Source organism: Paenibacillus sp. FSL H8-0048 (genome assembly GCF_038002825.1).
Taxonomy (GTDB): Bacteria; Bacillota; Bacilli; order Paenibacillales; family Paenibacillaceae; genus Paenibacillus_AQ.
The window spans coordinates 7356859-7376000 of sequence record NZ_JBBODF010000001.1 but is presented as its reverse complement, the minus strand read 5'-3'; the positions used below and the strand labels follow the sequence as shown (position 1 = coordinate 7376000).

At 54.2% G+C, this 19142-nt stretch carries 18 protein-coding genes; 4 read left to right on the top strand and 14 right to left on the bottom strand.

The features are described from left to right. Positions 1-99: 99 nt before the first annotated feature. From NSU18_RS31970 to NSU18_RS31935, 8 genes are all read right to left on the bottom strand, one after another. Positions 100-1431: a vWA domain-containing protein gene (locus NSU18_RS31970; protein ID WP_341150958.1), complete on the bottom strand. Its 1332-nt coding sequence runs from the start codon at positions 1429-1431 to the stop codon at positions 100-102. A gap of 201 nt (positions 1432-1632) precedes the next feature. Continuing rightward, on the bottom strand, positions 1633-2241 hold the full coding sequence (locus NSU18_RS31965; protein ID WP_341018460.1) for a 50S ribosomal protein L25: 609 nt from the start codon (positions 2239-2241) through the stop codon (positions 1633-1635). Positions 2242-2485: 244 nt separating this feature from the next. After that, positions 2486-3451, bottom strand: a complete 966-nt coding sequence (locus NSU18_RS31960; RefSeq protein WP_341150957.1) for an ABC transporter ATP-binding protein — start codon at positions 3449-3451, stop codon at positions 2486-2488. Then, positions 3444-4427 (bottom strand): ABC transporter ATP-binding protein, encoded by a 984-nt coding sequence (locus tag NSU18_RS31955; protein ID WP_341150956.1) that lies wholly within the window; start codon positions 4425-4427, stop codon positions 3444-3446. Before NSU18_RS31955 ends, NSU18_RS31960 begins: the two co-directional genes overlap by 8 nt. Positions 4428-4439: 12 nt before the next feature. After that, the gene (opp4C, locus tag NSU18_RS31950; RefSeq protein ID WP_341018453.1) at positions 4440-5363 is read right to left on the bottom strand and encodes an oligopeptide ABC transporter permease; all 924 of its coding nucleotides are present in this window, start codon (positions 5361-5363) and stop codon (positions 4440-4442) included. Positions 5364-5376: 13 nt separating this feature from the next. Further along, positions 5377-6330 (bottom strand): ABC transporter permease, encoded by a 954-nt coding sequence (locus NSU18_RS31945; RefSeq protein WP_341150955.1) that lies wholly within the window; start codon positions 6328-6330, stop codon positions 5377-5379. Positions 6331-6400: 70 nt separating this feature from the next. Further along, positions 6401-8158 carry an ABC transporter substrate-binding protein gene (locus NSU18_RS31940; protein ID WP_341150954.1) on the bottom strand — a complete coding sequence of 586 codons (1758 nt, stop codon included), beginning with the start codon at positions 8156-8158 and terminating at the stop codon, positions 6401-6403. Between the two features lie 250 nt (positions 8159-8408). Continuing rightward, complete coding sequence (locus NSU18_RS31935; RefSeq protein WP_341150953.1) at positions 8409-9311, bottom strand: ArsR/SmtB family transcription factor; 903 nt, start codon at positions 9309-9311, stop codon at positions 8409-8411. 151 nt (positions 9312-9462) lie between these two features. On the opposite strand from NSU18_RS31935, the gene NSU18_RS31930 reads away from it, so the two are divergent. Further along, entirely contained in the window at positions 9463-9738 is a 276-nt protein-coding gene (locus tag NSU18_RS31930) for a GNAT family N-acetyltransferase (protein WP_341150952.1), read from the top strand. Between the two features lie 12 nt (positions 9739-9750). Then, on the top strand, positions 9751-10608 hold the full coding sequence (locus NSU18_RS31925; RefSeq protein WP_341150951.1) for a GNAT family N-acetyltransferase: 858 nt from the start codon (positions 9751-9753) through the stop codon (positions 10606-10608). Between the two features lie 433 nt (positions 10609-11041). Here the strand turns inward: NSU18_RS31925 and NSU18_RS31920 are convergent, their stop codons facing one another. From NSU18_RS31920 to NSU18_RS31905, 4 genes are all read right to left on the bottom strand, one after another. Then, positions 11042-11791: a hypothetical protein gene (locus NSU18_RS31920; protein WP_341018445.1), complete on the bottom strand. Its 750-nt coding sequence runs from the start codon at positions 11789-11791 to the stop codon at positions 11042-11044. 32 nt (positions 11792-11823) lie between these two features. After that, complete coding sequence (locus NSU18_RS31915) at positions 11824-12276, bottom strand: flavodoxin (RefSeq protein ID WP_341018444.1); 453 nt, start codon at positions 12274-12276, stop codon at positions 11824-11826. A gap of 273 nt (positions 12277-12549) precedes the next feature. Continuing rightward, entirely contained in the window at positions 12550-12915 is a 366-nt protein-coding gene (locus NSU18_RS31910; RefSeq protein ID WP_341018443.1) for a VOC family protein, read from the bottom strand. Between the two features lie 106 nt (positions 12916-13021). Next, a complete protein-coding gene (locus NSU18_RS31905; RefSeq protein ID WP_341150950.1) occupies positions 13022-13837 on the bottom strand; it encodes a helix-turn-helix domain-containing protein in 816 nt (271 codons plus the stop codon). Positions 13838-14119: 282 nt separating this feature from the next. Here NSU18_RS31905 and NSU18_RS31900 point away from each other — a divergent pair, with 282 nt between their 5' ends. Together NSU18_RS31900 and NSU18_RS31895 are read left to right on the top strand one after the other, a co-directional pair. Further along, positions 14120-14983, top strand: coding sequence for a class I SAM-dependent methyltransferase (locus NSU18_RS31900; RefSeq protein WP_340979699.1), 864 nt, complete (start codon positions 14120-14122; stop codon positions 14981-14983). A gap of 3 nt (positions 14984-14986) precedes the next feature. After that, positions 14987-15733, top strand: a complete 747-nt coding sequence (locus NSU18_RS31895) for an RluA family pseudouridine synthase (protein ID WP_341018439.1) — start codon at positions 14987-14989, stop codon at positions 15731-15733. A 51-nt stretch (positions 15734-15784) separates the two neighbouring features. Here the strand turns inward: NSU18_RS31895 and NSU18_RS31890 are convergent, their stop codons facing one another. Together NSU18_RS31890 and gyrA are read right to left on the bottom strand one after the other, a co-directional pair. Then, positions 15785-16228 (bottom strand): MarR family winged helix-turn-helix transcriptional regulator, encoded by a 444-nt coding sequence (locus NSU18_RS31890; protein WP_036732955.1) that lies wholly within the window; start codon positions 16226-16228, stop codon positions 15785-15787. A gap of 179 nt (positions 16229-16407) precedes the next feature. Continuing rightward, positions 16408-18849 (bottom strand): DNA gyrase subunit A, encoded by a 2442-nt coding sequence (gene gyrA, locus NSU18_RS31885; RefSeq protein ID WP_341018438.1) that lies wholly within the window; start codon positions 18847-18849, stop codon positions 16408-16410. Between the last annotated feature and the right edge of the window lie 293 nt (positions 18850-19142).

The following is a 19142-nucleotide window of genomic DNA, read 5'->3' as shown; positions in this document are numbered from 1 at the left end:
TTCCCCCGCAGCCGCGCCTTCTCCCCCCCACGCATGCATCAAAAAACAGAGCAGACCCCAGCCCTTCCCCGGCTTCGGGTCTGCTCTCTATACTCTATTCTATGAACGCACAACGCCCTTCTGCCGGGCTTCACGCAGCCACTTCGGATACTCGTTGAACAGCCGGTCATACAGGTCCTCATCGCTAACCTCGTCCAGATCATCCAGCGCGAAGAAGTCGGCATTATCCACATAACGGCCCTGCAGATCATCTAGCTCACGGAGTACACCATAATCCGCATTGCCCAGCCCTACAAACTGCCAGAAGATATTATGCTTCGAGCTCTGGATCAGCAGCTTCGATATTTTGGGCGTCTCATAAATACCTCCGTCGCTGAAGAACACCACATAGACTGGCAGGTCGCCCGGCTCCTCCTTCGTGTATTTCTTGATCAGATCCGCCATAACCACCGGCTCATTATTTCCAATGCCCAGTCCCCCGAACATCTTCGGTCCCGGATAGGTCTGCTTCACATAATCCTCATAGCCGTGTTCATTCACGCTCGGCATTCTCTTACTCTTGGTGGCGAAGAACCAGACATCCAGCATCCCGTCATCATCCATCTTAGCCGCCACAGCCAGCACCCGTTCAAAAGCCCGCTGCACGACTCCCTTCGCATATAATTGCGCCATAGAGCCAGATGCATCGAACACCACGGCCACCCTTGCCTTCTCCTGGTCGAGATTCTTCTTGCGCAGTGAAATTCCAACCTGCTGCTTCAAAAGGTCAATCTTCGTCAAATTCAGTGCCGGCCGGGGAGCCTCCTCCTGAACTGTATCCTTAGGCGGTCCGCTGTAGGTAGCCGCAGCTTCCGTATGGCCTGACACCGCTTGAGCTTGTGCTCCGCTGCCGCCCTCCGGCGCTTCGTCTTCCACCTCGACCCCATGCGCTTCCGCCAGCGGCTTCAGTCCGCCATGGAAGCCCCGTCCGACCGCGCGCAGCTTGAAGCCCCCGCCGTGGCGGTACAGCTCTGCCAGCACGAGCGAGGTCTCGGCATTGCCTTCCATAATCTCATAGACCAGCTCCGTATCCTTCCCTGCTGCGCTGATTCTGCAGCCTCTGACATCGGCGAAGGTTCCGGGGCCATCCAGCGTAGCGGCGAAGACGCATTTATCAATGCCCGAGGCGCTAAGTGCACGCAGATCAATGGCAAACTCCCCGCTGTATTTATCGATAGGATTGAATACGACCGTGTGCTTGGGATCAGCCGGCTGATTATAAAAGATAAAGAAATCATCGGACGGTACCTTCCCGTTCTCGCCCACCATGAAGCAGCTGATATCCAGAATAGCCGGGGAACTGCTGCAGGATATCTTCACGGTTGCCTGGGTGGAAGCCTCGTCCAGCTTCGCATTGGAGCCGCTTACCAGCTTGATTATATTAGGATTCATGAATGCACTCTCCTACTCTCTCATATGTACTTCCAGGATGTACCAGACTCCATTTTTGCAAAAAGGAGCAGACCATTCCCTGCTAAGGATATGTCTGCTCCTGGTTGATCAATAGACTATGACTCTCAGCGCATCCGTTATCTCAGGCTATCTGCGGAGTGCTCTGCTTATAGCGATTCGATGGCTGCAGCCAGAATTGTCTTATTCTTCAGACTTCTCTGCTTCGGCTGCTTCCTCTGCTGGAGCGGCAGCTTCATCAGCCGGCTCTTCCATCACGAGCGGAGGCGAGATCCGTACGATCAGTGTATCTTCAGGGGTAAGAATCTCCCAGCCTTCATGCTTCGGCAGATCGGATACCAGCAATTGATCACCGATCTCCAGGCCGCTGATATCTACATCAAATGTAGCTTCCAGCTTGTCCGGCAGGGTGCGGATGTCCAGCTCATACAGCTCAATCTGCTGCACGCCTCCGCTCTTGACGCCGGCAGGGTCGCCTGTGAAGTTGAAGGCCACCTTGGTGTCCAGCTCTGCCTTCATATCAATCTGCTGCAAATCTACATGAAGCAGGGTACGGGATAACGGCTGGCGCTGTACTTCCTGAATAACTGCATTTTTCGAGCCGGAGCCCGGGAATTCCACCTTCAGGATGGCACGCGGGTTTTTGCCGAGAATATCATTAAGGGTTTTGGCATCTGCTGAGAAGGACTGGGTATCTGAACCTGCACCGTAAACTACAACCGGTACAAAACCTTTGCTGCGCTGGGAAGCGTTCGATCCGGATCTTTCAGTCAAGCGTACTGTGGTATTCATGATATTTCCTCCTAATAGTTTTTTTGAGCGCTACGCCCTTCGTCCAGAAGCCGGGCAAGTCGCCCGGGGGCGGCGTACGCCAAGTAGTGTCAGCATAGCTGCATTAAAAAACAAGACCAATTAGCTCTTATGTCTAATCAGTCTCTTATTAACCATATTTGCCTGCTATGGAATCAGTATAACACCGGGAAATAAACAAGTCAAAATAGGGTAATTTTCAAGCAAGATCCATATTTATAAATGATTACTCTAAATGACAGGCCACCAAGTGCCCGCCGCCAGCGTCACGCAACAGTGGAATCTCCGCTCTGCAGACCTCCAAGGCGAATGGGCAGCGCGTATGAAATTTACAACCGGACGGCGGATTCGCCGGGCTTGGAATATCTCCGGTCAGCACGATGCGTTCCCGCTTCAGCCGGGGAACCGGCACCGGAACAGCGGACAGCAGCGCCTTCGTATAAGGATGAAGCGGATGCCGGAACAACTCATCCCTGGCGGCAGTCTCCACGATGGACCCAAGATACATCACACCTATTCTGGTGCATAAATGCTCTACCACGCTAAGATCATGGGAGATGAATAAGTACGCCAGCCCTTTGCTCTGCTGCAGCTTGCTGAACAGGTTGATGATCTGCGCCTGAATCGACACATCCAGCGCCGACACCGGCTCATCTGCAACAATCAGGTCCGGATTCAGGATCAGCGCCCGGGCAATCCCGATCCGCTGGCGCTGGCCGCCGGAGAATTCATGCGGGAAACGGTCAATATGATATGCGGATAACCCGCAGGCCTCCAGCGCCTCCAGCACCAGGCTTCTGACCTCAGCCTTTGAACACAGCCCATGGTCAAGCAGCGCTTCACCTATGGCATCGCCGACCCTGATCCGGGGATTAAGGGCACTATACGGGTCCTGGAAAATGAGCTGCATCTGCGGCCGGATCAGCCGCATCTCCGCAGCAGACAGGCTGTGAATGTCTGTACCCTTGAACCGGACCTCCCCGTCTGTCTTGTCCGTCAAGCGCAGAATGGTGCGCCCTACGGTGCTTTTGCCGCTGCCCGATTCCCCGACCAGGCCGAAGGTCTCACCCGGCCGGAGTATGATGCTGACATCGTCTACAGCCTTCACATTTCCTGTCGTGCGGCCGAGCAGGCCCTGCTTCACCGGAAAATATTTCTTCAGATGCTTCACTTCCAGCAGCGCTTCAGACATAGACTTCCGCCTCCTCATACAGCCAGCAGGAGACCTTCTGCCCGTGGCCGGTCTCCTTCAGCAGCGGCTGCCGTGTACGGCAGACCGGCATACAATGCCCGCACCGGTCATGGAAGTAGCAGGACGGGGCAAGCTCAAGCGGGCTTGGCACCTGCCCGGGAATGGAATAGAGCTCCTCCAGGCGCTGGCCCATCACAGGCTTCGACTTCAGCAGCCCGCGTGTATAGGGATGCTGCGGATTCTGGAACAGCTCCACGACTCCGCCCTCTTCCACGATCTGCCCGGAGTACATCACGATCACATAATCCGCCATCTCGGCGACAACCCCTAAGTCATGCGTAATCAGCAGGATCGACATCCCGGAATCTTCCTTGAGGCTGCGCAGCAAGTCCAGAATCTGGGCCTGAATCGTCACATCCAGCGCCGTGGTCGGCTCATCGGCAATCAGCAGCTTAGGGCTGCAGGAGACCGCTATGGCAATCATAATCCGCTGGAGCATACCGCCGCTCAGCTCATGCGGGTAGCTGGCCATAATCTGTTCCGGACGGGATATCCCCACCTGGGTAATCAGCTCAAGCGCACGGGCACGGGCTTGTTTCTTGTTCATTCGGAGATGAACAGACAACGGCTCCATAATCTGCTCGCCAATTCTCATAACCGGATTAAGCGAGGACATGGGTTCCTGAAAAATCATCGCAATCTCATGGCCGCGGATGCTGCGGAGTAGATTTTTGTCCAGCCGCAGCAGATCCTCTCCCTGGAAACCGATACGCCCCCCGGTGACTTTACCGCTAGGCTCCTCCACCAGGCCCATAACCGACATGGCCGTGACACTTTTCCCGCAGCCGGATTCACCGACAATACAGACTGTTTCACCTCTGCCGATCTTGAAGCTGACGTTATCCACCGCCTTAACGGTGCCTTCTTCCGTGAAGAATTCGGTGCTTAGACCGTCTATATTCATTACAGGCTCCATCGATTTGGCCACCTACCTCTTCTGTTTAGGATCAAGGACGTCTCTGAGGCCGTCACCAAAGATATTAATCGCAATCACTGTGGCAAAAATCGACAATCCCGGCGGAATCCACAGCCATGGCCGGTTCTGGAAATCAAGAATATTGTTCGCCGCGTCAATCATATTCCCCCAGGTCGGAGTAGGAGGCATAACCCCCAGGCCGAAGAAGCTCAGCACCGATTCGCTGAGAATGGCACCGCCGATATTCAGCGTAGCCATAACGATCAGCAGCGGAACAATATTAGGCAGCAGATGATGCACCAGCTTCCTGCGGTCGCGCAGTCCCAGCACCACTGCCGCCTGCATGAATTCACGTTCCCGCAGGCTCAGCATCTGGCCCCTTACCATCCTTGCCAGCCCCGGCCAGTTCACAATACTGAGCATCAGCATGACGATATACATCCGGTAATCCGTCGGAATCTTCCATTCCGAGAGCAATGCACCGAAGATGAACAGCAGCGGCAGACCGGGAATGGTCATCAGCAGATCGGCAATCCGCATAATGATCTGATCCAGCAGCCCCCCGTAATAACCGGCAATCGCCCCCAGAAGCGCCCCCAGAAATACAGACAGCAGCATGGAAGCAAGACCTACGGTCAGGGATATGCGTCCGGCCTGCATCACCCGGGTCAGAATATCCCGGCCCAGCGCATCGGTACCCAGCCAATGCTTCAGACTCGGGGCTTTGTTCATGAAAGCCATGTTGATTTTGTTATCCGTATAAGGTGAGAAGAACGGGCCGATGAAACATAACACAAACATAAAAACAACCACCGCGAACCCGGCAACGGCCAGCTTATTGCGCATAAGCCTCCGCAAGGATTGCCGCAGCAGGGAGGATTTGCGCAGGCTGGAGCGGGGTCCCTCCATTTTTTTCACACTGAGATCAGTTGCCATGAGAACTCCCCTCCTATAACCGGACACGCGGATCAGCCACCCGGTACAGAATATCCGATAGCAGGGTTCCTATGACGGTCAGAATAGCCAGAAACATGGTAAAGCCCATCAGCAAGGGATAATCCCTTAACCCGAAGGACTTCATATACAATTGGCCGATCCCCGGCCAGTTGAAGATCTGCTCGATAATAATCGAGCCTCCGAACAGGGCAGGCAGCTCAAAGCCAACCAGCGTAATTGCCGGCAGCAGGGCATTGCGCAGCGCATGGGAGAACAGCACCTTCCGCTCCCTGAGCCCTTTTGCACGGGCCGTCCGGATATAGTCCTGCTTGAGCACATCAATCATATTGCTGCGGAAGTAGCGGGTTAATGAACCCAGTCCAAGCAGCGTCATTACAATGACCGGCAGCGTCATATGCTGCACCACTTCCTTGAAATAGGCAAATCCTGCCACGGTGCTGCCCGTAGTCGTCATCCCGCCCGGCGGCAGCCACTTCAGATCCACAGCCAGAATCTTGATCAGGAACAAGCCGATGAAGAAGGACGGCAAGGACATGGCAGCGAAGATCGCAATCATCACCAGCGTGTCGAACCAGGAATATTGCTTATAAGCAGAGATGACACCGATAATTACCGCGATAAGCCAAGTGAGGAAGGTAGAGACAGCCGCCAGCAAAAAAGAATTCCAGATATAATCGCCAAATAGCTGAAGCACCGGCTTCTGCTGGGCAAGTGAATATCCGAAATCCCCGTGGAAGGCATGGCTCATCCATGTCCAGTAGCGTTCCAGCACCGGCTTGTTCAGGCCGTAGATCTCCCGCAGCTCCGCTTTGCGTTCTGCCGTCAGCTTGATGTTTCCGGTAATGAAATCCCCCGGCGTCAGGGCATATAGGCAGAAGATCAGCAGCGAAGCCGCAAAGAGGATGATCAGCATATACAGCATTCTTTTAGTCAGATAAGCGCTCATGAATGGCTCCTTAGGCTTCATCCTCCTGCCTGCCCCTACCATGTGACACAGACAGGAGATGAACAATTCGTTATTTCAGAGTCCAGTTAGGCAGACTGCCGGCAAGACCGATGAACGGGCTGACCGAGAGATTCTCAATGCGGCCGTTATAGGCGTATACCGTTTTTTTGTAATTGGTAAAAATGACCGGCAGCTCGTCGTTGAATAGCTGATACAGCTCTTTATAGACTGCTTTGCGCTGTTCAATATCCGTCGTAGCCAGCGCTTTGTTGTACAGCTCAGTGAACTTCGGATTGTCATAGTCCGTGATCTCACCGTCGAAGAACTGCATGAAGCCATCCGCCGGATCGGTCAGCATACTGGTGGAGAAGGAGACGAGATCATAGTCCCCGCTCTCTGTCTTGGAGACAAGCGAGTTGAAGTCGGCGAAGATTTCCGGCTGGAAGTCAATGCCAAGCGCTGCGAAGTTCTCTTTGGCAACCGCGATGAAGATGTCGGAGCTCTTGCTCTTGCTGGCCAGATAATGGATGCTGAGCGGCTTGCCGTCCTTCTCGCGGATACCGCCTGCCCCTACGGTCCAGCCGGCTTCATCCAGCAGCTTCTTCGCCTGCTCAGGATCATATTTGTAAGGGTTAATGCCTTCCTCTGTATAAGACCAAGAGATCGGCGAAGCAGGAATGTTAGCTACGGCACCCGCGCCTTCAGCCGCGTCCACATAGATGCTCTGCCGGTCCAGCCCATAGGCAATCGCCTGTCTGACCCGCTTATCCTTGAGCTGCTCATGCTTCAGATTAACCTGCATATAACCATAAGTGCTTGGGGTATACGGGAGAATATTGACGTAACCGAGCTGTTTCAGCTTCGTGATATTTTCTTCTGTTGCAGGAAAAGAAGCATAGTCCACTTCACCCGTCTCAAGGAACTGCCAGGCATCCCCTGAGGTGGTTTTGTAGATAAAATGTTCTGTCTTAGGCTTGCCCTTGAAGTAATTCGGGTTGGCGACCAGCCGGACCTCTTGTCCGGGAATGAATTTCTCCAGCGTATATGGGCCATCGCCCAGCGGCTTCTCATGCAGCTTCTTGATATATTCGAGCTGGCCGAATTTGTAGTCCTTACCGTAGTAGGCCTTAGACAGCACATTGGAGCCCAGAGTCACCAGCGCCGTAGCATTAGGCTGCTCCAGCGTAACAGACAGGGTCTGCGGATCGATAATCCTGATGCCCTCAACTGTCTTGGCCGTTCCGGCCTTGTAAGCCTCGCCGCCCTTCACCTTCAGCGAGGGTAGCGAAGAGCCGCCGTCATAGGCTTTGTCGTACTGGAGAGTCCAGGTGAACGCCACATCCTCAGCCGTGAGCGGCGAGCCGTCGCTGAACTTCAGATCTTTGCGCAGATAGAACGTATATGTAAGCTGATCGTCCGACACCTCCCAGCTCTCGGCCAGCTCCGGTGTTGGCACCCCCTTGTCATCCACCGTCACCAGCGATGCATAGAGCAGTGAGGAGACATTGCCGTCATAACCGCTCTCCTGAAAATAAGGCGTGAAGGCTCCGCTGGGATCGGTAAGTCCTACGATGATGGTATCGGTGCGTTTCTGGGCGGCTGCGGGCAGCTTCGTAAGGTCGGTTGCAGTAAATGGCTCACTAAGCGCACCGGCAGGCACAACCTCTGGGGCCGAACTAGCTGCTGAGTTGGTTGAAGCCCCGCCCGGAGCAGAGCTGGCAGGAGTGGCTGTGGATGCTGCTTCCGGGCTACTGTTATTGGAGCAGGCGGACAGCAACAGCGAAGCTGCCAGGAATAAGGAGGACAACACAAACGTACTTTTTCTCATAACATCATCTCTTTTCTCACAATTTATAAATTCTAATAATTCCTACCCACTAAGTATGAATAAAGACCGATAGTTCACATTATAGAAAGTAAAGTCTGTTCTGTAAATAGAGAACTCCAAAAAAATTCTCCAACAGAAGAATTAATTTGGTGAATCACAGCAAAAAAAGCCAAAATCTTCTCTTTTGCTGAGAAGACTTTGACTTCCGGTTAAACGTTCAAGTAAGGCTGAGAATACAAGCTGTGCGCTGTTATTTCAGATAAGCTGACAGCTGCTCGTTCATCTGCTGAATGCCCTCCAGCCGCAGACTGTACGCAATGACATTCTCCCCCTCGATATAAGCATTCAGCAGACCGGCACTCCGCAGGCTGGTAATATGGTCATGAACAATCCCCTTCGACAGACCTGCCTCTCTGGCAATCTCCGTGAATGATTTGCGCTCGCCGCCCAGCGATTTGAGAATTCGGAGACGGCTCTTCTCGCCCAGACTGCGGAGTGTCCGGTGCATGGCCGGTGAAATCTCTTCTTCCGGCACCTGGATTCTTGCGGCATAATGACATAGGGTCAGGTCACCGTAGCTGTACAGGATATTGATCGGCTGAAAATGAAACTGCGGAATCAGCACCAGCCTGCGCAGACCGCCGCCCGGCAAGAAATAGAATCCGTTCGTTGTCTTATTCACAAATTCGGCAACCGGGCTGCCCGTCAGCATCCCCCTCCGCTCCTCCGTATGCTGCTGCAGCTTGTCCATGATCACCGGATTGCAACTGCTGAAGTATTGCCGGTTCCACTCCGAGAGCAGGAAGACCATACGGCTGCGGTAGAGCTCCATTTGGACAGGAAATTGACTGACATGACCGCCAAGTGTCTCGTACATCTCCCCAACGGACAAGCCGCCAAGCCAGTCCAGCACAGTGCCCACACTTTGTTTGTCAGGGCACAGATGGACCAGCAGATTAAACAGCTTCCAATCATTATCCAGCTCCGTCTCCTCTAATGCTACCAGCAGCTCCGGGCTAAGCCGGCCTGACACCTCCGCCGCCCAGGACATGCCGAGATCGATCTTTTTACTCCCCTTCTTGCAGATGAACGTATGTATGCTGCTTATTAATTCATATACCGGATGAAAATGAACCTCTGCCTTGTAGTCCATGTCTATACCCCCTGATGCAACTTCTTGCCATTACAGCGTTAGTGCCATAATCATATCATATTATTCCCTGATCCTTCTTTCGCTTTCTCGCTTTTTGCCGGACAGGGTAGTAAAATAAAGGCACATTACCGGAATGGAGTGAGGTTATAAGATGGAGACAATTGCAAAGGGAGAAGGACGTTTCTATATCGCTGGTGACGGAAAAGACCTGGCCGAGATTACATACAGAACGGAAGAGAACACAGGGAATCTGGTGATTGACCATACCTTTGTCTCGGAGGATCTGCGCGGTCAGGGCGCGGGAGAGAAGCTCGTGCGGGCGGTCGTTGACCTGGCCCGTGAGCAGAAGGTCAAGATTGAACCGGTGTGCCCGTATGCGGCCCATCAATTCGAGAAGCACTCGGAATACAAGGATGTGCTCAAATAGGAGGAAGAACGTTTGACGAATACAGATACACTGAAACAGATTGAAGAGCTGCAGCAGCGCTGCGAGCAATATGAGGGCATTGCCCTGAAGCTGAACTGGGACATGCTCCGGCATCCCGGAGAAGCAGGCGGTGCCAAATACCTGGTAACCTATGAAGAGGAACTGCTGACCGGATTCATCGGCCTGTACGGCATCGGCGGTGATATGGAGGTCTGCGGCATGGTCCGGCCAGGCTATCGCCGCCGGGGCATCTTCAGCGCTCTCTGGAAGCAGGCAGAGGCTATCATCAGGCAGGATAAAGTGAAAACGCTGCTGTTGAACACCCCTGCCGCATCAGCCTCAGGCCATGCTTACCTGAAGATCTTGCCGCTTGCCTTCAGCCATTCGGAGTTTCAGATGAAGTGGGACGGTGCGGGCAGCAAGGTCAGAGCCTCAGAGTCCAGCTCGGCCTCTGGCAATGTACTGCTCCGGCCTGCACGCCCGGAGGAGACCCCGCTGCTCATCGCCTTCGACTGTGACGGATTCCAGATGACGGAGGAAGACGCCGCTGAAATGTATGTGCAGCACGAACAGGAAGGCTCCCAGGAGCATATTATCATTGAGCTCAGCGGCCAGCCTGCCGGCAAAATGCGGCTGTGGTCCGAGGACAACGAGACCTGGATCTACGGATTTGTGGTAGACAAGAAGCTGCGGGGGCTAGGTATTGGCCGGAGCGCGCTCATGCAGACCATCGAGCGGGAGCAGCGGAATTATAACGGCGTGAATCTGGAGGTTGCACTCGATAACCCGAATGCTCTGAAGCTCTATGAGAGCTGCGGATTCGTCGTGCTCAACCAGCAGGATTATTACACCTATCCTTTGAACAGCTAGCCTGGAAAGGAGTATTTCAAGAAGCATACATTGGGCCTGTGCGCCTTCGCGGCAGCACAATGTATGCTGTTTTCCGCATACATTTTAACCCGAGGCCCCGCCTCCGCCCCAATGTATGCTGTTTTCCACATACATTTTAACCCGAGGCCCCGCCTCCGCCCGATTGTATGCTGTTTTCCGCATACATTTTAACCCGAGGCCCCGCCTCCGCTCCAATGTATGTTGTTTTCCACATACATTTTAACCCGAGGCCCCGCCTCCGCCCGATTGTATGCTGTTTTCCGCATACATTTTAACCCGAGGCCCCGCCTCCGCCCGATTGTATGCTGTTTTCCACATACAATTCCTAAACAATCAGAAAGCATCTCTTCACGGTCAAATGACCCTGGAGGAGATGCTTTTTTAGCATAGTCTCTTAATTCATCGTCTGCTTCTACATCAGCCCGTAGCCCCGCACCTGGGCTTCATCCCGGTCACTGCGGCGGTTGCTGCATTTCACACATCCCTCTGCCTGCTCTTCCCGCTCCAGAAAGACAGACAAGAGGCGCACATAATCCAGCGACTCCTGAAGAGGCATGTCTGCTCCGTCGTACAGCTGCCTGCGGCCATCCAATAGTGAGTAAATAGCGATCGTCTCCGCCGGCTTCCCGTAAGCCTTATGGCAGAACACATTCGCCATATGCAGAAATCCGGTAATTACCTGCTGGTCAGCGTGTACCATGAATTTCTGTATATTCAGACTGCGCCCCGTAAGCTCCGAATTCCAGGCCAGCTGAAAAATCACCGCCAGCTCAATCTCAAGCTCCCGGACAGGAACATGCCACTGCTCGAAACGCATCACCGGAATCTCTCCGGCGAAACTGCCTGCGACTATCCGCACCAGCTCATCGGCCACCGCCTGCTTGACATCCCAGTAATGCATCAGAGAAGGAAAAGCATTGCCCTTCGGCGGCCAGCGCCGCTCCAGCAGAAACTGGACCGGCGTCTCCCGGCGCACCTCGGGCCGGAGACTGTAGAAGTCATTAAGCGTATGTCCGACTGCATATTGAACCTGCTGTCTCCAGCGGGGAAGTCCGGTAGCAGGAGCTCCGCTGCCGGTCATCTCTGCTCCGCCCAGCATGATATGCTCCATGCGGTAATCATTCAGACGTCTGAACCGGCCAGCTTCAGCATCCGGCTTCATTTCTGTGAAGTCTCCTGCCGCCGCGCCCATCCTTAAGAGACCGCCGCGCAGGTCTCGATGAACTGGCGTCCGTAGGTGCGGCAAGCCTCTTTCTCCGCTGCATTCGGACCGTATTCAATCTTCAGGCTGGGCTGCACAATGTTGGCCCCGCGCTCCTTCAGCTTCTCTTCAATCTGATCCACCGCCCCGCAGTAGATCTCATATCCAGTGTCTCCGCTTCCGAAGGCCGCTGCCTTACAGGTGCTGAGATCCAGCTCATCCAGCTCTTCATAGAAATCCAGGAATTCATCCGGCAGCTCGCCGTCTCCCCAGGTGTACGCACCCAGCAGTACAGCCCCATAAGCTTTTATCTCATCCGCATTGCAGTCGGTAACCGATTTCAGTACCGCCTCTCCGCCTGCCGCGCGTATTCCTTCCACAATCAGTTCAGCGATTTCCTCCGTATTGCCGGTCAAGCTGGCATATGCCACTAGCACTTTAGCCATGACTTTAATCCTCCCAAGGTACAAATGAAATATATTCTCTATATCCGGTCCCCTAAGCCGACCGCGTCTTGCTTACTTTACGCTGTATTAATCCCATTCTATTTGATAATGATTATCATTGTCAACATTTAAAAGGGCTTCTGTTCTTAAAAAGGGCTTCTGTTCGTACCTTGGGCATCCTTGCCGCATAACACAAACAGCGCCAGTCCAGGACATAACTTCTGCCCGGTACTGACGCTCAGTAATTCTATTGTCATATGATGTGTGGAACGATTAATATCCGCCTTCCAGCAACGTAATGCCATTGCCGTCGGGATCACGGAAATTCATTTCTTTACCGCCGTACTCCATGGTTGCCGGGGGATGGCAATCCAGTCCTTTCGCCTTCAGCTGCTCATATGTTTCGTCCAGACTGCCACAGGAGAACACCAGATTAACAGTTCCTGTCGTCAGATTCTCCCATTTGGCTGCGTTCCATATAATGATGCCGGGCTGGCTGCGTTCAAAAGCAATTTTGGCGCCGTCAGATTCTCCGTAGCCCTCGAATGGAACTGGAATGCCTAGCACCTCTGAGTAGAATGCCGCCAGTGCCGCCGGATTTTTGCTGTACAGATTGATGCCGTCAAATGTTGTGATCATAATGATATCCTTCCCTTCACTCGCTTGTGATGTGTCCGGGCTGGTGTCAGCCGTTCTATCCTCATTGTAATTCTGTCTGCATGGCTTGTATTGCAAAAAAACGACATCAGCGCCGGGCATGGCTCAGCGCATCCAGCGGAGTTTTGCCCGCGAATTTCTTGAAATTGTTGATCAAATGGGACTGGTGACTGTACCCGTAGGTGAACACTATATCCTGCATTACGCCCTTCGTCTGCGGTGAACGGTACAGATCCAGCCAGACATTCTGAAAGCGGATCAGATCGGCCACCTTTTTGGGCGGAAGGCCGATATGCTGCCGGAACAGCCGTTCAAGCTGGCGGCTGCTTAAGCCCGAGCTGCTCTCCAGCGCCCCTGCTGTCATGATTCCGCGTGATGTAAGCAGCCTGTGTACCGCATTCATCATCCCGTCACTGGTGCGGTTCCCCCGTTCCAATCTCCGCAGAAGGAAGTCTTCAGCAGCAGCGATGCGCTCAGTCATTGTACGGATAAGCTGGAGCCTGTCTCCCAGCTCCTTACGGAAGGTCCGAAAATAATACTCCACCGGAACATGCACATTCAGCACCTCCGTCAGCGGCTCGTCTGCGAACAGATGAACGGCCCAGAAGTGAAACCGGATGGCGAACCGCTGCACCGGCACAGGCTGTGCTGCTTGTCCTGTCTCGAACGGAGTGTCGTTAATCCCGCAGAAAATCCCGCTGGACTCCCCTGTCCGCTCATCCCATTCCCATATGATGTCCATGCAGCTGTCTGGTATGATGGTCTCCGTCCGCTGCGGCGGCGGCTGTGCTCCTGATCCCCAGTAGCAGCGGATATAAGGCTGAAGCAGCCTGCCCGGCAGATACTCGCCGCCTCCGGCCGGATTGGCCGTAATCGGATGATACAGCGCCGAAAGATTATACATCCGAGTGCAGCCTCCTTCCTTTGCTGTAACCTTGTATTCAGATCATACACAATCTCTGTAGGAAGTGCCAGAACGCATGCTTTTCCAAGTGGACTACGCCCCATGCTTATCGAATGATTATGTTGCAAAATGATCTGTCCTGCGTTTCCTGGTAATATTATACGCCTGCTGCTTGTTGGCTACACTGGGAATAGTCGCAGCTTTGCAACCATTTTGTTTGTAGCTGCGGGCTTAAATGTTGTACAATAAAGGCTAAATGACTTTTTGAAGGATGGATTAATAATGTATATAGCCAGTGATTGGAAAGACTATGAAGTGATCGATACCGGGGGCGGGGAGAAGCTCGAACGGTGGGGCGATATTATCCTGCGCCGTCCGGACCCGCAGATCATCTGGCCGCTGGCCAGCGAGAGCGCCAAGTGGCGGGATGTGCACGGACATTATCACCGCAGCTCCGCCGGAGGCGGTCAGTGGGAGATGAAGAAGACGATACCGGAGGACTGGAAGATCAGCTACGGCAAGCTGAAGTTCCACCTCCGCCCGACGAACTTCAAGCATACCGGACTGTTCCCGGAGCAGGCGGCCAACTGGCGCTGGATGATGGACAAGATCGCTGCGGCTAACCGGCCGATCTCCGTACTTAACCTGTTCGCATATACCGGCGGAGCCACTGTTGCGGCAGCAAGTGCCGGAGCCTCTGTCGTGCATGTCGATGCAGCCAAAGGCATGGTTCAATGGGCCAAGGAGAATATAGCTCTGTCCGGTCTGGCTGACAAGCCGCTACGCTTCATTACCGATGATGTATTCAAATTCGTCCAGCGCGAACAGCGCCGCGGCAGCAAATATGATGCCATTATTATGGACCCGCCGTCCTATGGAAGAGGGCCGGGCGGAGAAATGTGGAAGCTCGAATCCAGTCTCTATCCGTTCCTGGAGAGCTGTATGGAGATTATGAGCGACCGTCCGTTATTCATGCTGATTAACTCCTACACGACCGGCATCTCGCCAACCGTACTGCGCAACATGCTGTCGATGACCATGGGCAAGCGCTATGGCGGCAAGCTGAATTCCGGTGAGATCGGCTTGCCGATTACAGCCTCCGGCATGAATCTGCCTTGCGGGATTCTGGGCCGCTGGGAGGCGTGAGCCATGACCGCAGCGAATAACGGCGCAGCAGGAGAGTCCGGCAGCAGCCCCTCCCGGTTCGAGATTCTATATGAGGACAACCATCTGCTCGGGATTGTGAAGCCTGTCAATATCCCCGTTCAGGAGGATGCTACAGGCGACCCGGATCTCCTGACCCTCCTGAAGGAGGATGTGAAGGAACGCTATGCGAAGCCGGGCAACGTCTTCATGGGACTGGTTCACCGGCTGGACCGGCCTGTAGGCGGTGCGATGATCTTCGCCAAGACCTCGAAGGCAGCTTCCCGGCTATCCGAGAGCGTCCGCACCCACGCCTTCCAGAAGGTCTACCTGACGGTGGTGCATGGTCAGCTTCCGGGCGCAGAGGGCCGGCTGGAGCATACCCTGCTGAAGGACCCTAAGAGCAATACCGTCCAGGCAGTCCGGGAGGGAACGCCGGGCGGCAAGCAAGCGATCCTTGATTATACCGTGATTGGTACCGCAGAAGGCTATTCGCTGGTGAGGATTGACCTGCTGACCGGCCGCTCCCACCAGATCCGCGTTCAGCTCAGCAACGTTGGCTGTCCGCTCTATGGAGATCAGAAGTACGGCGCGGCCGTGAACAGACCGGGGCAGCAGATTGCCTTATGGTCTGCACTCACACGGTTCCCGCATCCGGTGACCAAAGAGGAAGTCGAGCTGCTCTCCCTGCCTCCCCGTTGCTATCCGTGGAATCTATGGACTCCGCAAATTCAAAAGCAGGCTATCCTTTAACGGACAGCCTGCTTTTTTGCGTTATCCTATATATAGGTTCTCAGTTGGTGCTTATACGGACTGTACCGAAGCTGCATCATCCACGGCCGGGGCAACCGCCATCTTCCCCATTAGGTACAGCAGCAGCTGCTGGTTATGGGAGGAAATGGGGTCCAGCGCTTCTGCAAAAAAGTCACTGCGGACCTTGAGTCCGCGCAGCGTCTCCCGCTGGCCAGTCTCGGTGATGCTCACCCAGACAATTCTGCGGTCCGAGGCATCGCGTTCACGGACAATCAGATTATGCTTCTCCATCCGGTCAAGCAGCATCGTCACGGCCGCCGGGCTGGTCGCCAGATGAGGGGCCAAATCAGAAGGCTTCATCGCATCACGCTCCTGCAGCAATTCCAGTACGGTTAGCTGGGCATCAGTCAGTGTAGGGGCAAGCTTGCTGTCCATATGTAGCTTATAGTCCTTTAATATCTTATGCCAGATTTTACTGAATTCAGTGGAGTGCACACTTATTCCTTCCTTTCCTGCGGATCTCTATCCGGTATATTTACTTTTTCGCCAGAAAAATTCCAAATCCTTCAAGGACGAAAAATAAAATCTTATCTGCAGCTATTCCCCCCTAAATAAAAGCGCGGGCAGCCCGTCACTCCAGAGCTGCCCGCGCCATTCCATGCGGTATTATGTTTTTACTTGACGGCCTGAAAAAGAATCGCGATCTCGTCCTTCTTCTCGACAGCAACCAGCTGCTTGCCTGTAGAACGGCGTTCAGCAATCGGCGCGGACTCGGAAGAGAAGGAATGTACCGCGCCGCTCTGGGTGATGGCGGTCACTTCCAGCGGCTCCTTGCAATAGAATGCGCCTGCCAGTCTGCTGCCGTTCGGGCGGACACGCTTGCCTTCCTTGAACTCGAAGGTTGGCATCCCTTTGCCTCCGCGGCTCTGGGAAGGATAATCCACCAGCAGGGAACGCTTGGCATAGCCGATGTCGGATATAGCCAGAATCTCGCCTTCATCCTCACTGACCCAGAAGCAGGAGACGACCTCATCGCCTTCACGAAGCTGTATTCCCCTAACTCCTGTGGCCACCCGGCCCATAGGATTCACTTCATTCTCGCGGAAACGGATGCTCATACCTTCACGGGTGACCAGCACGATGTCCTTGTCACCCCTGCTCAGCGCCACTGTAATGATCTCATCGCCTTCAGCCACCTTACAGGCGGCAACGGCGCCGGAACGGCTTGTAGAGTACTCCTTGAGCTCGGTACGCTTCACCTGGCCCTTGCGGGTGATGAAGACCAGACTGGCCAGCGGGTCCTCCAGATTGGTGACCGGCAGCACACTGACGACACTGTCTCCCTTATTCAGTCCGATGACGTTGACGATGGCCGTCCCCGGCTCTTTCCATTTGAACTCTGGAATCTGATGCACGGGAAGCAGGAAGTATTGACCCTTGCGGGTGAAGACGAGCAAGCTCTCCCGGGTATTCAGATCCAGCAGCTTGACGATATGATCGCCATCCTTAACCCCTGAAGAGTGGCGCTCCCCGCCTGAGCGGGTGAAGGACAGCATGCCGGTCCGCTTGATATAGCCGTCCGCAGAGAGTGCAACCAGTACATCCTCCGCATTGACCAGAACCTCCATGTTGACCTTAAGCTCCTCCACCTCGCCCTGGATCAGGGAACGGCGGTCCATCCCGTATTTATCACGAATCTCCAGCAGCTCCTTGCGGATGACTGCGATCAGCTTCTTGTCGCTGTCCAGAATCCCCTGGAGCACAGCAATCCGGGCCAGCATCTCATCCAGCTCCTTCTGCAGCGAATGAATCTCCAGATTGGTGAGACGGTAGAGCTGCAAGGTAAGAATGGAATCCGCCTGCCGTTCGCTGAAGCCGAACATCCAGACCAGATTATTCTGGGCATCCTGGCGGTTCTTCGAAGCCTTGATGGCGGCGATCACTTCATCCAGAATGTTCAGCGCCTTAACCAGTCCCTCCAGGACATGGGCACGGTCCTCTGCCCGTTCCAGATCGAACCGTGTACGGTGGGTAACCACTTCACGCTGGTGGGCAATGTAGGCTTCAAGGATCGCTTTAAGCCCGAGCTGCTGTGGAGCCTTATTAACAATCGCAACCATGTTGAAGTTGTAGGTGATTTGCAGGTCGGTTTTTTTGAGCAGGTAGGCTAAGACGCCTTGTGCATCTGCCTCCTTCTTCAGCTCCACCACGATGCGCAGGCCCTCACGGCCGCTCTCATCGCGGACCTCCGCGATCCCTTCGATCTTTTTCTCCAGACGGATGTTCTCCATGGAGGTTACCAGCCGTGATTTCACGATCTGGAAAGGCACCTCGGTAATCACGATCTGCTGCTTCCCGCCGCGCAGGTTCTCAATCTCCGTCTTGGAACGCAGATAGATACGGCCTTTGCCGCTGCGGTAAGCATCCATAATGCCGTCACCGCCCATAATGGTTCCGCCTGTCGGGAAATCCGGCCCCTTGATGAAGGTCATGATATCCTCCAGGGCAATGTCCGGCTTCTGCATGACAGCGATACAAGCGTCAATGACTTCCCGCAGGTTATGCGGCGGTATCTCCGTGGCGAACCCGGCCGAGATCCCGCTCGTCCCGTTCACCAGCAGGTTCGGATAACGGGAGGGAACCACCACCGGCTCCTTGGCCGTATTATCGAAGTTGTCCTTGAACAGAACGGTGCGCTTCTCAATATCGCGCATCATTTCCATGGCAATCGGAGACAGACGCGCTTCGGTATAACGCATCGCTGCTGCCGGATCATCATCCATGGAACCCCAGTTTCCGTGTCCGTCGACCAGCACATGCCCCATCTTCCACGGCTGTGCCATCCGCACCATCCCGTCGTAGATTGAGGAGTCTCCGTGGGGATGGTAGTTACCCATGACATCACCGACGGTTTTGGCTGACTTGCGGTATGGCTTATCCGGCGTATTGCCGGAATCGTACATGGCATACAGAATCCGGCGCTGCACGGGCTTCAGCCCGTCGCGCACATCGGGGATCGCCCGGTCCTGAATGATATATTTGGAATACCGGCCAAACCGGTCACCCACGACCTCTTCCAGAAAAGCCGGCAAAAACTGCTCTGATAAACTGCTCATATCCTCTTCACCTTCTGTTCCTCATTCTGTCCGCGTTTTTAAAGATTGATGATCTGACGCTTGGCGCTGAGATATTCAACCAATTTGCTTCAAAACGAGATCGTAATCTGAATAGAAGGGATGAGCGTAACTGCGGTGATTTTGGACTTCCAGCCGCTGTTGTATTTAGATTTCTAATTCATACGCTTTAGCGGATGAAATCTAAATACAAAGGCGGACGCTGACGCTCCTCCAGTTCCAAAATCCCCTCCGTTACTTCCCCTTCTATTCGATTAACAATTCTTACTTCAGCA